Source organism: Streptomyces sp. NPDC047002, from assembly GCF_040704505.1.
GTDB lineage: Bacteria > Actinomycetota > Actinomycetes > Streptomycetales > Streptomycetaceae > Streptomyces.
Genome location: NZ_JBEYWC010000017.1, coordinates 24748 through 37887, shown reverse-complemented (window position 1 = coordinate 37887; position 13140 = coordinate 24748). Strand labels below are relative to the sequence as shown.

The following is a 13140-nucleotide window of genomic DNA, read 5'->3' as shown; positions in this document are numbered from 1 at the left end:
GGAGGTCATTTCGGTGTCATTGAGCGCGGGTTGAGGGCTACCGTAATGTCCATGAACGCACCGAACACCTCACTCCGTGCCGTGCGCATGGGGATGATGATGTCGCAGGACGACCTTGCCCGCGCCGTGCGCGACGCCGGCACCAGAGCAGGACAGCCCAACGACGCGAACAAGCGGCTGGTGCAGCGCTGGGAGTCCGGCAGTACAACCGCCCCGAGGCCGGTCTACGCCCGCGCTCTGGAAGCCGTCACCGGTCTCCCGATCGAAGCTCTGGGCTTCTCCGTCGTGCCGACCGCGCGGGTCTCTGACGACGGACACGGCGGCCACGACATGGAGGAGCGGCCCTCGCTCACGGCCTCCGCCGGAACCGGGCCCCAACCCGAGGCCCGGGCCGCGTACTCAGGGGTGTGGCTCTCCCGCTACGAGTACTTCTCCAGCGGCCGGGACACGGCGCTCACCGGCCTGCACTACGTCGTGCTCCTGCAACACGGACATCGGCTGTCCATCCGCAGCCTGCCGGGGTCGTCCGACTCCCCTTTGACGATGGGCATGGAGCTGGACGGCCACGTCGCGACAGGGACGTGGACCGAGCAGACAGCCAAGGAGGGGTACTACCGAGGCGCCCGCTACCACGGGGCCATCCAACTCCTCGTCGAGCCGACCGGGCGCAGGATGCGCGGCAAGTGGGTAGGTTTCGGCAAGGAGTTCGACATCAACACAGGCCCTTGGGAACTGATCTTCCAGGACGCCTCCACCGGCCGGGCAACCCTCAACGCATACAACCGGCGTCCCGACGCCTGAGTCCGGACGTCCCCAAGACCACCCCGCCGTGGCATGAGGCCATGCGGGGCCACCCCCGCATGCGCGGGGAGCACGTCAGGCCCATAGAGCGCGCGAAACGCTCCAGGGGGCCACCCCCGCATGCGCGGGGAGCACACTTGCCGAACAGGGGCTTTATCTGCGCACGGCCCCGTTCTGAGCAACAGAGCTTGATCCTTCCGGCAAGCAGGGGCCGTTGACGGTGCTGTGTGGCACCGTGCAGACGTCAGCCGGGAGGCAGCCGAAGTGCGCGGCGGGTGAGACGGTACCGGCCCCGCCAGGGCCCCCGCTCAGGCCCCCCGTTCGCGGGTGGTCGAGTAGAGGTGGCTGTCGCGGAAGGGGGTGGCGGTGAGGACGCGGCCCACGAGGATGACCGCTGTCTTGGTGATGCCCGCGGTTCTGACCTGGTCGGCGATGGAGTCGAGGGTGCCGCGGATGACGAGTTCCCCGGGGCGGCTCGCGAAGGCGACGACGGCGGCGGGGCAGTCGGGGCCGTAGTGCGGGAGGAGTTCGGCGGCGACGCGGTCGGCGTAGCGCGCCGCGAGGTGGAGCACGAGGAGGGCGCCGCTCGCGCCGAGGGTGGCGAGGTCCTCGCCCGGGGGCATCGGGGTGGCCTGCTGGGCGAGGCGGGTGAGGACGACGGTCTGGCCGACCGTGGGGACGGTGAGCTCCCGGCCGAGCGCGGCCGCCGCCGCGGCGAACGCCGGCACCCCCGGCACCATCTGGTACGGCACCGACTCCGCGTCCAGCCTGCGCATCTGCTCGGCGACCGCGCTGAAGACCGACGGGTCCCCGGAGTGCAGGCGCGCCACGTCGTGCCCCGCGCGGTGGGCCCGTACGAGCTCCTCCGTGATCCGGTCGAGGTCGAGGTCGGCGGTGTCCACGAGGCGGGCGTCCGCCGGGCACTCGGCCAGCAGGTCGCGCGGCACCAGGCTGCCCGCGTACAGGCACACGCGGCAGCGGGCGAGCAGCCGCGCGCCGCGCAGGGTGATCAGGTCCGCGGCGCCCGGCCCCGCCCCGATGAAGTAGACCGTCATGACGTGACTCCCTTTCCGGGGTGGGTGGTTGACGTCTTGGTGACGGACCACTGCGTCACCGGCATCGCCTGCCGCCAGCCGGTGAACCCGCCCACAGGGACCGCTGAGGCGACGGCGAGCCGTACGAGTTCGCCGCCGTGGCGCCCGTACCAGCGGGCGAGCAGCGCCTCGGACTCCAGCGTCACGGTGTTCGCGACGAGCCTGCCGCCCTCGGGCAGCGCGTCCCAGCACGCGTCGAGGAGGCCGGGCGCGGTGAGGCCGCCGCCCACGAACACCGCGTCGGGCGGCCCCGGCAGGCCCGCGAGGGCCGCGGGCGCCGCGCCGGTGGCGACGGCGAGTCCCGGGACGCCGAGGGCGCGCGCGTTGCGGCCGATGCGCTCGGCCCGCACGGGGTCGCGCTCGACGGCGACGGCGCGGCACGCCGGGTGCGTGCGCATCCACTCGATGCCGATGGAGCCCGAGCCGCCGCCGACGTCCCAGAGGAGTTCGCCGGGCGCGGGCGCGAGGGCCGCGAGCGTGGCGGCGCGCACCGGGCGCTTGGTGAGCTGCCCGTCGTGCTCGTACGCCGTGTCCGGCAGGCCGGGTACGGCGCCGAGCCGCTGCGCACCCGGCGCGCGGCGGCAGACGACGGCGACGAGGTTGAGCGGGTCGCCCTGCGCCTCGTCCCAGGTCTGGGCCGTGCCGCTCAGCCGGCGCTCGCGCCCGCCGTCGCCGAGGCGTTCGAGCACGTGCAGCTCGCTCGGCCCGTAGCCGCGCTCCCGCAGCAGCGCGGCCACCGCGGCGGGCGTCGCCGCGTCGGCGCTGAGGACGAGCAGGCGCCGGCCGTCGTGCAGCGCGGCGGCGACCCGTTCCAGCGGCCTGCCGACCGCCGAGACGACCTCGGTGTCCTCCTGCGGCCAGCCGAGCCGCGCGCACGCGTACGCGACCGACGACGGGTGCGGCAGGACGCGCAGCCGCCCGGCCCCGGCCGTCTCGGCGAGCGCCCTGCCGATGCCGTGGTGGAACGGGTCTCCGCTGGCCAGCACGGCCACCGCGCGGCCCGCGTGCGCGGCGAGCAGCCCCGGCACCGCGGGCCGCAGCGGCGAGGGCCACTGCACCCGCTCGGCGGCCACCTCGGGCGGCAGCAGGCCGAGTTGGCGGGGCGCGCCGATCACGACCTCGGCGGCGAGCAGAGCCTCGCGCGCGGGCCCTGCCAGCCCTGCCCAGCCGTCGGCGCCGACCCCGACGACGGTGAGGGGCGGCTCGGCCTGCGGGGCCTGCCTGGGTATCGGCGTCGGTGTCGGCGTCGTCATACGGGGTCACCTTGGGGCGCGGGGGGCGGGGCTGCGGGTCCGGCGGGCGCGGGGCACGGCGGACCCCGGCCAATCTACCCGGGGGCTCCTTCCGGGGGCTGGGGCGTTCCCCCCTGTGACCCGGCGCGCACCCGCGCCCAGCGCCCGCGTCCGCCGCCCGCGTCCGCCCCCGCACAGCGCGGCGGCCGCCGAAGGGGGTCCTTCGACGGCCGTCTGCCTGCCGGTGCGGGGCGGTTCCGCCCCGCCGCCCCGTACGGATCCGCGCGGGGCGCGCGCCGGACGGCGCGCACTAGCGCCGGTGCGTCCGCGGGCGGTCGAGCGCCGCGATGCCCAGCGCCGCGAGCGCGACCTGGATGATCCACTCGATCCAGTCGATGCCGTTCGTGTCGGCGACCCCGATCGCCGAGGCGATGGCGCCACCGACCAGCGCGGCGACGATGCCGATGACGATCGTCCACAGCACGCCGATGTGCTGCCTGCCGGGCACGACGAGCCGCCCCAGGACACCGACGATGATGCCGATGACGATCGCCGAAAGAATGACTGAAATACCCATGTCCGTCCCCTTTTCGCCACACTGGTGCTGACAGTGGGTTACGCCGGAGCTTGTGCCCTCCCGGCGGGCGTTCACTCCACGGGCGGAACGGGCGGAACGGGCGGAACGGGCGGACCGGGTCCCGGCCGCGCGGGTCGGCCGGGACGCGCGCGTCAGCCTGCCCGCCTGCGCAGGCGCCAGTCGGCCACGACCTCCTCGACGTCGAACGGCCCGATGCCCAGCGGCGGCCCCGGCGGCGGCTTCGCAAGCGCCGCGCCGATCTTCTCGTTGATCGCGGCGACGATCCGCCGCACCTTGCCCTCGGACGGCGCGCGCTTCGCGGCGACGAGCGCGTCCTCCGCCTCCTTGCGCAGCGCGAGCGTGGGCGGGAGGTACGACAGTTCTTCGCGGCGCATCTTGTCCTTGACCCACCACAGCTCGTCGTACGGCTTGTCGAGCCCGGCGAGCGGCCTGCCCGCCCCGGTCAGCCCGTCGAAGACACCGCGGTCCTGCGCCTCGCGGATCTGCCGGTCGACCCACGTCTCGAAGTCGACACCCGGCGGCTTGCGTTCGGTCATCGTGGGCCTCCTCGTGCGCGAGTGGCGGCGGGCGGGGGCGCGCCGGTCGCGCGGGGCCGCCGCTTCCAGCGTACGGGCCGCCGCCCCTCAGTCCCCCGCCCGCGCGGGCGCCCGCCACCCCGGGTCGCGGCCCGTCACACCGAGCAGCCGGTCCAGGGCAGGCGCGCCGGGCGGCACCGCCACCTCGGGCCCGAAGGCGCCCATCGACCGTGCCAGGGGCGCGAGTTCGGCGAACTGCGCGGCGACGGCCGCGACCACGTCGCCGTCCGGCGCGTACGCGTACGGCCTGCCCGTGGCCCGCGCCAGGTCCCAGCCGTGCACGACCAGGTCCCCGAGGACCATCGCGCCGACCGTGCGCGCGGGCATGCCCATCGCGCCGGTCGTGCCGTCCTCGGCGCCGGGGCGCGCCCACGCGGCGGCCAGGGCACGCGCCTCGCCCGCGAAGCCGCCGCGCCAGTCGCCCGTCAGCTCCAGGGGGCCCGCGCCCATGTCGGCCGCCTCCTTGGCCGCCAGGCCCTGGAAGGTGAGCACCACCCGGTAGAGGTGGCCGGCCAGCGTGCGGACGTCGTACGCGCCGCACGGCGTGGGCAGCCCGAGCTGCTCGTCGTCGATGGCGCGGACCACCGGCACCGTGCGGGCCGCCGCGCGCTCCAACAGGTCGCTGATCTTCTCGCTCATGCCGCCGACGCTAGGCGCGCCGCACCGCCGCGTCTTGAAGAAACCCGCCACCTCCGGGAGAACGAACCCGCCGTCCCGGCCACCTCCTGGACATGAGCCTCCGCCGTCCTCGGCCGATCCGCGCGCACCGCCGCCAAACTCGAACACGGAGGGTGACCGAGGCGTCCGGGGCCGCACGGGAGCGCGCGGGAGCGGCCTTGCGGCGCCCCTCGCCGTGTACCACCGCACGACCGGGTGATCGCGGCCGCGCCCCCTGGCGGCGCGGGCCCCGGCGCCTGTCCAATGGGTCGTGCGACGCATCCGAGCGTGGCCCCCGCGAGGACCGGCACCGTCTCGCGGGGGTCACAGGACCTGCCCGTCCGTGCGCGGGCCGCCCCTCCTCCTGCGGCCTACGATCGGACCATGGCCGGTCCACGGCGGGACACCCGCGGCATCGTCGATGCCGCGGGTCTGCTGGCCCGCGTACGGTTCAGGCGCCGCGAGCCCGCGCCCGCGCTGCGCCCCTGGGTGGAGCACTACTGGCTGATCGACTGGGACCTGGACGAGCCGTACGCCTCCCGCGTCGTCCCGCACCCCTCGGTCAACGTGGTCTTCCAGTCCTTCGACCGGTCCGCCGAGCCGTACGCCGAGCATTCCGCCGAGCGGCGGCCCGGGCCGGCGCGGCCCCCGGCGTCCCCGGACTTCGCCGAGGTCGCCGGGGCCCGCAACCGGCTGTTCACGCAGCGGCTCGCGGGCCGCGGCCGGGTGTGCGGGGTGCAGTTCAGGCCCGGCGGCTTCCGGCCGTTCTCGCCCGCGAAGCCCGTCGCGTACTGGACGGACCTGCACGTACCGCTCGCCGACGCCCTGCCGGTCACGGACCGCGACATCGCGGCGGTCCTCGGGCCCGACGCGGAGGACGAGCGGGTCGCCGCGCTCGACGCGTACCTGCTTGGCGTGGTCAGCGGCGCGGCGCCGGACGCCGTGACGCGGCAGGCCGCGCGCGCCGTGCGCCTCGTGGAGCTGGTGCGGCACGACCGGGGCGTGCGGCGAGCCGACCGGCTCGCCACGGCCGCGGGCCTCTCGCCCCGCTCGCTGCAACGCCTCTTCTGCGGGTACGTCGGCGTCGGCCCGAAGTGGGTCATCCTGCGCTACCGCATCCACGAGGCGCTGGAGCGCGCCGAGTCGGCGGGCCCAGGCGGCGCGGTCGACTGGGCGGCGCTCGCCGCCGAGCTCGGCTACAGCGACCAGGCGCACCTCGTACGGGACTTCACCGCGACGGTGGGCGTGCCGCCCACGGCGTACGGGCGCACGGGCGCCGCCTGAGCCCCGCACCTGCCGCCCCCGCTTCATCGCCCGCGCTCCTACAGTGGCTCCGCATGGAGAAGAAGGCATCCCGGGCGCCGCGCGTACGGCTCGAACCGTGGTCGGAGGCCGACCTCGGGCTGCTGCGCGCCCTCAACGCGCCGGAGCTGATGGTCCACCTCGGCGGCCCCGAGACGGACGAGCAACTGCTCGCGCGGCACCGGCGGTACGTGGCGCTCAGCGGCGACAGCCCCCGCAAGGGCCGGCTGTACCGGATCGTGCTGCTGCCTGAGCAGGAGGCCGCAGGCGGGCCGGGCGGCGGACTCGCGCCGTCCGTGGGGACGGTCGGCTTCTGGGAGAACGTCTGGGACGGCCGGGAGATCTACGAGTCGGGCTGGGGCCTGCTCGCCGCGTTCCAGGGCCGTGGCATCGCGGCGGCGGCGGCCCGCGCCGCCGCCGCGCAGGCCCGCGCCCAGCGGACGCACCGCGAACTCCACGCGTTCCCCTCGGTGGCCAACCCGGCCTCCAACGCGGTCTGCCGCAGGGCGGGTTACACCCCGCGCGGCGAGTGCGCCTTCGAGTACCCGCCGGGCACGGTCCTGCGCTGCAACGACTGGTGGATGAACCTGGGGGCGGCCCCGGCCACGGGGACCTGACCCCGTACGCGGTCCCACGGCCCCGAACCCGGCCGCGGTCCCACGGCCCGAATCCGGCCGCGGTCACCCGCGCAGCCGCGCGCCCCGTGACTCGTTCAGCTCGACCGTGCGGTTCATGTGCCGTACCAGGAGGGCGAGTTCCGCCTCGTCGTACGCCTGGAACAGCTCGTCCCACGGGCCGCGCGACTCCTCCCACACCGCGGCGAAGCCGCGCATGCGCTCCGGCACGCCCGCCACCAGGACGCGCCGCCTGTCCTCGGTGTCCCTGCGCCGTACGACGTACCCCGCGCGTTCGAGCCGGTCCACGAGGCGGGTCGCAGAACCGGTGGTGAGACCGGTCAGCTCGGCGATGCGGCCCGTGGTGACGGACCCCGTCTCCAGGCCGAGCAGGCTCAGGCACTGCACGTCGGTGGGGTGCAGCCGCAGCCGGTCGGCGACGGCCTGCGCGAGCAGCGCGTACGAGGCCATGCAGCGGCGCGAGACGGCCGCGGCCTCGGCGACCAGCGCCGCACGCCCCGGCGCCGGGCCCCCCTGCTCCGCCTCCTGCGCCATGCCCCCAGCGTACGGGTGCGCACCAGGCGCCCCAAGGGCACCAGCGGTCCACCAGCACCTCAGACGGCATCTCGGGCCCCGCCTCCCCCATGGCACGCTGTGCCCATGTTCGTGCTGCGCTCCGCCGCCCTGTTCGTCCTCGCCGCCCTCTTCGAGATCGGCGGCGCCTGGCTGGTCTGGCAAGGGGTGCGCGGCGACGGCGGTTCCGGCGGCCGCGGCTGGCCCTGGATCGTCGCGGGCGTCGCGGCGCTCGGCGCGTACGGCTTCGTCGCGACGCTCCAGCCGGACGGGCAGTTCGGCCGCATCCTGGCCGCGTACGGCGGGGTCTTCGTCGCCGGCTCGATCGTCTGGGGCACGATCGCCGACGGCTACCGCCCGGACCGCTGGGACATCGCGGGCGCGGTCATCTGCCTCGCGGGCATGGGCGTCATCATGTTCGGCCCCCGCGGCCGCTGACGCCGGCCCCTTGGGCTTGGCCGACGACCGGGGAATCCATGCCCGCCCGGCCGGGAGAACGCGCCGCCGAAGGGCCGGAGGCGGCTGCCTATCCTGGGGCGCATGGGCCGCAGGGCGGCCCCCCGATCCACCTGTGCGAGGAGACCCCATGACCGCCGCAGCCGCCGCGGACCGTCCCACCGCGGCCGCCGCAGAGCCCGCCGCCACCGCCGTCGTCACCGGAGCCAGCGGCGGGATCGGCGCGGCGACCGCCCGGCAGCTCGCCGCCGCCGGGTACCACGTCGTCGTCACCGCGCGCCGCGGCGACCGCGTCACCGCGCTCGCCGAGGAGATCGGCGCGGCGGGCGGCAGCGCCGAGGCCCACGTGCTCGACGTGACCGACCGGGCCGCGGTCGACGCCTTCGCCGCCGGCCTCGCCGAGGCCCAGCGCGCGGCCCACCGGCGCCCGGTCCAGGTGCTCGTGAACAACGCGGGCGGCGCGCTCGGGCTCGACCCGGTCGCCGAGGGCGACGTCGGCGAGTGGCGGCAGATGTACGAGACGAACGTGCTCGGCACCCTCAACGTCACGCAGGCCCTGCTGCCCGCGCTCACCGCGAGCGGCGACGGCACGGTCGTCGTGGTCTCCTCCACCGCGGGGCACGGCACGTACGAGGGCGGCGCGGGGTACGTCGCCGCCAAGCACGGCGCGCACGTGCTCGCCGAGACGCTGCGCCTGGAGATCGTCGGCACGCCGGTCAGGGTGATCGAGGTCGCGCCCGGCCTGGTCAGGACCGAGGGCTTCGCCACCACCCGCTTCCGCGGCGACGAGGAGCGGGCGGCCAAGGTCTACGAGGGCGTCGCCGAGCCCCTCACGGCGGAGGACGTGGCCGACACGATCGCCTGGGCGGTCACCAGGCCGAGCCACGTCAACATCGACCTGCTGGTGGTCAGGCCGCGCGCCCAGGCGTCCAACACCAAGATCCACAGGGAGCCGTGATGCGGGCGGCCACTCCCCCGGCCCCCGCCGGAACGATCCACGCGAGGAGCATCCGATGAGCGACAACTTCACCACGCGCGCCCACGACGAGGGCGCCAAGCGCGGCGGCGAGGCCATCGAGTCGTACACGTACTCCGGCCACACCAGCAGCGGGCAGAGCTGGCGTTCGAGCCCGGGCGAGACGCTGACGAGGCTCCTCGCCGACCTGCTGCACTGGGCCGACGACACCCAGCGCGACTTCGACCGGGCGCTGGAGCGTGCGCGGAAGCTGCACGACACCGAGCTGTGAGGCACGCCCCCGCACACACGCCACCGATCAGCATATGAACCGGATGAACTGAACGCCTGATCGAAAGATCATCAGTTCAGGTGGCCGGACGGCAATCTCCTGGCGTGCGACCCCCCGTACGGCTGATGCTCATGGTGCGCAGGTGACCGGCCGCGGACCGTCACGGCGCCCCCGCCCTTGTCCCACAAGGCGGGAACAGTCCCACGACGTGCGTCCTCAGGGCGCACACAGCAAGGAGAGAAGAACATGAACATCCTCACTGGTGTCCTCGCCGGCCTCGTCCACCTCGTCGGCTGGCTGGTCTGACACCCGCGAGCCCAGGCGCCGGCCCCCACACGGGGGGCCGGCGCCTCCGCGCGTCCGCCACAGGGTGGCTCAGCCCTTGACGCAGACGACCTGGCGGAGTCGGGCGACCACTTCGACGAGGTCGCTCTGGCGGGCCATGACCTGTTCGATGGGCTTGTACGCGCCGGGGATCTCGTCGACCACGCCCGAGTCCTTGCGGCACTCGACGCCCCGGGTCTGCTCCGCGAGGTCGTGCGCGGAGAAGCGGCGCTTCGCCGCGGTGCGGCTCATGCGGCGGCCCGCGCCGTGCGAGGCGGAGTTGAAGGCCGCGGCGTTGCCGAGGCCCCGCACGATGTACGAGCCCGTGCCCATGGACCCCGGGATGATGCCGAGGTCGCCGCCGCCCGCGCGGATCGCGCCCTTGCGGGTGACGAGCAGGTCCACGCCGTCGTAGCGCTCCTCCGCCACGTAGTTGTGGTGGCAGGAGATCACCGGGTCGAAGGCGACCTTCGCCTTCCTGAACTCCCGCGCCACGACGCCCTGGAGCAGGCGCATCATGAGCTCGCGGTTGTGCTTCGCGTACTCCTGGGCCCAGAAGAGGTCGTTGCGGTAGTCCCGCATCTGCGGCGTGTCCGCGACGAACACCGCGAGGTCGCGGTCGACGAGGCCCTGGTTGTACGGGAGGTCACGGGCGATGCCCATGTGGTGCTCCGCCAGCTCCTTGCCGATGTTGCGGGAGCCCGAGTGCAGCATGAGCCACACTGAATCTGACTTATCTATACACACTTCGACAAAATGATTCCCGGATCCCAGCGTCCCCAGTTGCTTGCGGGCGCGGTCCTCGCGGAAGTGGACCGCCTGGGCCACGCCGGGGAAGCGGGACCACAGGTCGCGCCAGGGGGCGGCGGGGAGGCCGTGCAGGGCGGCCGGGTCCACGGGCTCGTCGTGCAGGCCGCGGCCGACGGGGATCGCGCCCTCGATGCGGGAGCGGAGGCGCGAGAGGTCGTCGGGGAGGTCGCCCGCGGTCAGCGACGTGCGCACGGCGGACATGCCGCAGCCGATGTCCACGCCGACCGCCGCTGGGCAGACCGCGCCCTCCATCGCGATGACCGAGCCGACCGTGGCGCCCTTGCCGTAGTGGACGTCGGGCATCACGGCGAGGCCCCTGATCCACGGGAGGGTCGCGACGTTGCGCAGCTGGCGCATCGCGGACTCCTCGACGGACGCGGGGTCGGCCCACATCCGGATCGGCACCCTCTCGCCCGGAATCTCCTCGTATGCCATGTTTTCCTCATCCCCCGGTTCTGCGTGAAGAACTACGATGCACACGGCGCGCGCCGAGACCCGGCGCGCGGGGCGCGCGGCGCGGCGAAGTGGCCGACACCCGGACCGACCAGCGGCGTCGGGGACGTGTGCGGTACACATTGTGTCCATCCACCGCCCCGGGGCAGCAAACACTTTTGCGCCCCGTGGACCGTCTTCCAGGAGGCTCAGGACCGTGCAGGGATTCCGGCAGACGTGGCACCGCGGCGCCCGCCGCACGGCGTACGGGTCCGGCCTCGCGGCGCTGCTCGTCGCGCTGGCGGCCGGCGGCTGCACGGCGGGCGGGAGCGCGGGCGGGTCGCCCACCGACGCCAAGCAGGGCGACCCCGCGCTGTCGCTGCCGGCGCCCGGCAAGTACCGCACGCTGCTCGAACCGTGCGGCGCCGCGCCCAGGTCCCTGCTGAAGGACATGCTGCCAGGGGTGGCCTCACTCGCCCCCGACCAGCAGGAGCGCGCCCTCCAGGGCACGCCCGCGGTGACGTACGACACGGACCGCCGCGTCGGGTGCAGCTGGCGCGCGGACGCGCCGGACGCGTCGCACCGGCTGTCCGTGGACATCGAGCGGGTCGTCTCGTACGACTCGACGGTCAGCGACGCCGACCGCGCGAAGCAGGTCTACGGGGAGAAGCAGCAGGCGGCGCACATCCCGGACTCGGGTTCCGCCTCGCCGTCGACGTCCTCGCCGTCGTCCTCGGCATCGCCCCCGGCCTCGGCCTCGGCCTCGGCGACCGCGTCGGACGACGGCACCCCCGGCGCCCCCGACCCCGCGGACTCGCCGGACTCGGCCGACCCCGCCAACCCGTCCGGCGCGGCGTCCGGCTCCCCGAGCGGCTCGGACAGCGCCGACAGTTCGGATGAATCGGGCGATCCCGGTGCGGGCGGCGCGGAGCCCGACCTGCAGCCGCGCAAGCTGAGCGGGCTCGGCGACGCGGCGTTCGTGGACGACGTGCTGACCCAGTCCGGATCCGCGACGAAGAACCGGACCGTGAGCGTGGTGTTCCGCACATCCAATGTGATCGTCACGGTCACGTACACGGCCCAGCCGACCCACCCCGACGAGGTCCCGGACAGCAAAGAACTCCAGGACAGGGCCCAGGCGCTGGCGAGCGAGCTGGCCGACGAGTTCGACCAGTAGCGGCCGCGCGGCCGCCGCCGCGGGGGCACGCCGCGGGGCGCGGGACGGGCCGTGCGGGTCCTGCGGCGGCGCCGCTGCGGTTACCGTGGCGGCTCGGACCGTACGCACCGACCCGTGCGCACGGTCCGTGACGACAACCGATCCACGACGCCCCGCCGGTACCCGAACGCCCACGATCCGTGACCGAAAGCTATGACTGAAGGAACCATGCGCCGATCAGCCTCGCGACTCCCCCGCATCCTCGCCGCCGCGGCCGTTCCTGCGCTGCTCGTCGTCGCCGGCTGCTCGTCCGGCTCGGACGGCGGGAGCGGCTCGGACGGCGCGGACGGCGCCGCCGGGGGTTCGAGCTCCCCGTCCGCGGCGCACACGCCGACGGTGGCGCCTGCGAAGTACCGCAGCCTGCCCGACGCCTGCAAGGCGATCGACGCGGGGACGGTGAAGTCGCTGGTGCCGAACGCCAAGCCGAAGGGCGGCACGGCCGGCACGTCCACCGACGTCAACGCGCACAGCAGCTGCGCCTGGAACGGCCTCAAGGACAAGGGCGTCGACGGCTCGCAGTACCGCTGGCTCGAGGTGTCGCTCTCGCGCTTCGACTCGCAGACGGCGCTCGGCAGCGGGAACGCCCAGGCGTCCAAGCAGTACGCGACCGAGATCGACGCGGCGCAGACCACGCAGGACGCCAAGAGCGTGATGACGTCGCCGGTGACGGGCGCGGGCGACCAGGCCACCCAGGTGTCGTACGAACTGCACAAGTCCGGTGAGGACTTCAGGTACGCGACGGTCGTGGCGCGCGCCGACAACGTGGTGGTGTCGCTCACCTTCAACGGCGCGGGCTTCGAGGGCCAGAAGACGCCGAGCAAGGACGACATCGCCAAGGGCGCCGTGAAGGCGGCCAAGAGCGCGCTCGGCGCCATCGAGGACGGCGGCACCCCGGCCGCCTCGGGGTCAGGATCCTCCGGTGCGGACTCGGGTGCGGGTTCGGGTTCGAGCAAGGGCTCCGGTTCGGGAAAGGGCTCCGGCACGTCCTCGGCCAGGCCGAGCACGTCGGCCTCGCCGTCCGGCAGCACGGGCCACGACCCGGGCAAGCCGGGCTCCGCGGCCTCCCCCTCGGCGTCGAAGGCCGCCGCAGGCGCCGACCCCGCCGACTCGCCGTCCGGCGGCAGCGTCGCGGGCTGAGCCCGCGCCTCCCGTACACATGTGCAAGGCTGTTGCCCCGCCGGCACCCGCCGGGCCCGCCCACGGGGCGGC

Annotated in this window: 15 protein-coding genes; 8 read left to right on the top strand and 7 right to left on the bottom strand. The window is 74.8% G+C overall.

The window, feature by feature from the left end:
• Positions 1 to 45 precede the first annotated feature (45 nt).
• The gene (locus AB0910_RS17570) at positions 46 to 801 is read left to right on the top strand and encodes an XRE family transcriptional regulator (RefSeq protein WP_366745493.1); all 756 of its coding nucleotides are present in this window, start codon (positions 46 to 48) and stop codon (positions 799 to 801) included.
• A 308-nt stretch (positions 802 to 1109) separates the two neighbouring features.
• Here the strand turns inward: AB0910_RS17570 and cobM are convergent, their stop codons facing one another.
• The 5 genes from cobM to AB0910_RS17545 form a co-directional block, all read right to left on the bottom strand.
• Positions 1110 to 1856, bottom strand: coding sequence for a precorrin-4 C(11)-methyltransferase (gene cobM / locus AB0910_RS17565; protein WP_366745492.1), 747 nt, complete (start codon positions 1854 to 1856; stop codon positions 1110 to 1112).
• Positions 1853 to 3148, bottom strand: coding sequence for a precorrin-6y C5,15-methyltransferase (decarboxylating) subunit CbiE (gene cbiE / locus AB0910_RS17560; protein ID WP_366745491.1), 1296 nt, complete (start codon positions 3146 to 3148; stop codon positions 1853 to 1855). Before cbiE ends, cobM begins: the two co-directional genes overlap by 4 nt.
• A gap of 289 nt (positions 3149 to 3437) precedes the next feature.
• Positions 3438 to 3704 (bottom strand): GlsB/YeaQ/YmgE family stress response membrane protein, encoded by a 267-nt coding sequence (locus AB0910_RS17555; protein ID WP_366745490.1) that lies wholly within the window; start codon positions 3702 to 3704, stop codon positions 3438 to 3440.
• A 152-nt stretch (positions 3705 to 3856) separates the two neighbouring features.
• Positions 3857 to 4261, bottom strand: coding sequence for a DUF1992 domain-containing protein (locus tag AB0910_RS17550; RefSeq protein WP_366745489.1), 405 nt, complete (start codon positions 4259 to 4261; stop codon positions 3857 to 3859).
• An 87-nt stretch (positions 4262 to 4348) separates the two neighbouring features.
• Positions 4349 to 4939, bottom strand: a complete 591-nt coding sequence (locus AB0910_RS17545; protein ID WP_366745488.1) for a TIGR03086 family metal-binding protein — start codon at positions 4937 to 4939, stop codon at positions 4349 to 4351.
• Positions 4940 to 5341: 402 nt separating this feature from the next.
• On the opposite strand from AB0910_RS17545, the gene AB0910_RS17540 reads away from it, so the two are divergent.
• Together AB0910_RS17540 and AB0910_RS17535 are read left to right on the top strand one after the other, a co-directional pair.
• The gene (locus AB0910_RS17540; protein ID WP_366745487.1) at positions 5342 to 6241 is read left to right on the top strand and encodes an AraC family transcriptional regulator; all 900 of its coding nucleotides are present in this window, start codon (positions 5342 to 5344) and stop codon (positions 6239 to 6241) included.
• Between the two features lie 53 nt (positions 6242 to 6294).
• Complete coding sequence (locus AB0910_RS17535; RefSeq protein ID WP_366745486.1) at positions 6295 to 6876, top strand: GNAT family N-acetyltransferase; 582 nt, start codon at positions 6295 to 6297, stop codon at positions 6874 to 6876.
• Positions 6877 to 6939: 63 nt separating this feature from the next.
• Here the strand turns inward: AB0910_RS17535 and AB0910_RS17530 are convergent, their stop codons facing one another.
• Positions 6940 to 7428 (bottom strand): MarR family transcriptional regulator, encoded by a 489-nt coding sequence (locus AB0910_RS17530; RefSeq protein WP_366745485.1) that lies wholly within the window; start codon positions 7426 to 7428, stop codon positions 6940 to 6942.
• Between the two features lie 105 nt (positions 7429 to 7533).
• Here AB0910_RS17530 and AB0910_RS17525 point away from each other — a divergent pair, with 105 nt between their 5' ends.
• The 3 genes from AB0910_RS17525 (at position 7534) to AB0910_RS17515 (ending at position 9149) form a co-directional block, all read left to right on the top strand.
• Complete coding sequence (locus AB0910_RS17525) at positions 7534 to 7884, top strand: YnfA family protein (RefSeq protein WP_366745484.1); 351 nt, start codon at positions 7534 to 7536, stop codon at positions 7882 to 7884.
• Positions 7885 to 8032: 148 nt separating this feature from the next.
• Complete coding sequence (locus tag AB0910_RS17520; protein WP_366745483.1) at positions 8033 to 8860, top strand: SDR family NAD(P)-dependent oxidoreductase; 828 nt, start codon at positions 8033 to 8035, stop codon at positions 8858 to 8860.
• Between the two features lie 55 nt (positions 8861 to 8915).
• A complete protein-coding gene (locus AB0910_RS17515) occupies positions 8916 to 9149 on the top strand; it encodes a hypothetical protein (protein ID WP_366745482.1) in 234 nt (77 codons plus the stop codon).
• A 375-nt stretch (positions 9150 to 9524) separates the two neighbouring features.
• On the opposite strand, the gene AB0910_RS17510 is transcribed toward AB0910_RS17515, so the two are convergent.
• Positions 9525 to 10718: an RtcB family protein gene (locus AB0910_RS17510; RefSeq protein WP_366745481.1), complete on the bottom strand. Its 1194-nt coding sequence runs from the start codon at positions 10716 to 10718 to the stop codon at positions 9525 to 9527.
• A gap of 214 nt (positions 10719 to 10932) precedes the next feature.
• On the opposite strand from AB0910_RS17510, the gene AB0910_RS17505 reads away from it, so the two are divergent.
• Together AB0910_RS17505 and AB0910_RS17500 are read left to right on the top strand one after the other, a co-directional pair.
• Complete coding sequence (locus tag AB0910_RS17505; RefSeq protein ID WP_366745480.1) at positions 10933 to 11892, top strand: DUF3558 domain-containing protein; 960 nt, start codon at positions 10933 to 10935, stop codon at positions 11890 to 11892.
• 207 nt (positions 11893 to 12099) lie between these two features.
• Complete coding sequence (locus AB0910_RS17500; protein WP_366745479.1) at positions 12100 to 13068, top strand: DUF3558 domain-containing protein; 969 nt, start codon at positions 12100 to 12102, stop codon at positions 13066 to 13068.
• Positions 13069 to 13140 lie beyond the last annotated feature (72 nt).

Bases quoted from the DNA above. Each gene is read 5' to 3' on its own strand.
- AB0910_RS17525 (WP_366745484.1), top strand. From the start codon at position 7,534: ATGTTCGTGCTGCGCTCCGCCGCCCTGTTCGTCCTCGCCGCCCTCTTC.
- AB0910_RS17535 (WP_366745486.1), top strand. From the start codon at position 6,295: ATGGAGAAGAAGGCATCCCGGGCGCCGCGCGTACGGCTCGAACCGTGG.
- cbiE (WP_366745491.1), bottom strand. From the start codon at position 3,148: ATGACGACGCCGACACCGACGCCGATACCCAGGCAGGCCCCGCAGGCC.
- AB0910_RS17515 (WP_366745482.1), top strand. From the start codon at position 8,916: ATGAGCGACAACTTCACCACGCGCGCCCACGACGAGGGCGCCAAGCGC.
- AB0910_RS17530 (WP_366745485.1), bottom strand. From the start codon at position 7,428: ATGGCGCAGGAGGCGGAGCAGGGGGGCCCGGCGCCGGGGCGTGCGGCG.
- AB0910_RS17545 (WP_366745488.1), bottom strand. From the start codon at position 4,939: ATGAGCGAGAAGATCAGCGACCTGTTGGAGCGCGCGGCGGCCCGCACG.
- AB0910_RS17500 (WP_366745479.1), top strand. From the start codon at position 12,100: ATGCGCCGATCAGCCTCGCGACTCCCCCGCATCCTCGCCGCCGCGGCC.
- AB0910_RS17520 (WP_366745483.1), top strand. From the start codon at position 8,033: ATGACCGCCGCAGCCGCCGCGGACCGTCCCACCGCGGCCGCCGCAGAG.
- AB0910_RS17540 (WP_366745487.1), top strand. From the start codon at position 5,342: ATGGCCGGTCCACGGCGGGACACCCGCGGCATCGTCGATGCCGCGGGT.
- AB0910_RS17555 (WP_366745490.1), bottom strand. From the start codon at position 3,704: ATGGGTATTTCAGTCATTCTTTCGGCGATCGTCATCGGCATCATCGTC.
- cobM (WP_366745492.1), bottom strand. From the start codon at position 1,856: ATGACGGTCTACTTCATCGGGGCGGGGCCGGGCGCCGCGGACCTGATC.
- AB0910_RS17510 (WP_366745481.1), bottom strand. From the start codon at position 10,718: ATGGCATACGAGGAGATTCCGGGCGAGAGGGTGCCGATCCGGATGTGG.
- AB0910_RS17550 (WP_366745489.1), bottom strand. From the start codon at position 4,261: ATGACCGAACGCAAGCCGCCGGGTGTCGACTTCGAGACGTGGGTCGAC.
- AB0910_RS17570 (WP_366745493.1), top strand. From the start codon at position 46: ATGTCCATGAACGCACCGAACACCTCACTCCGTGCCGTGCGCATGGGG.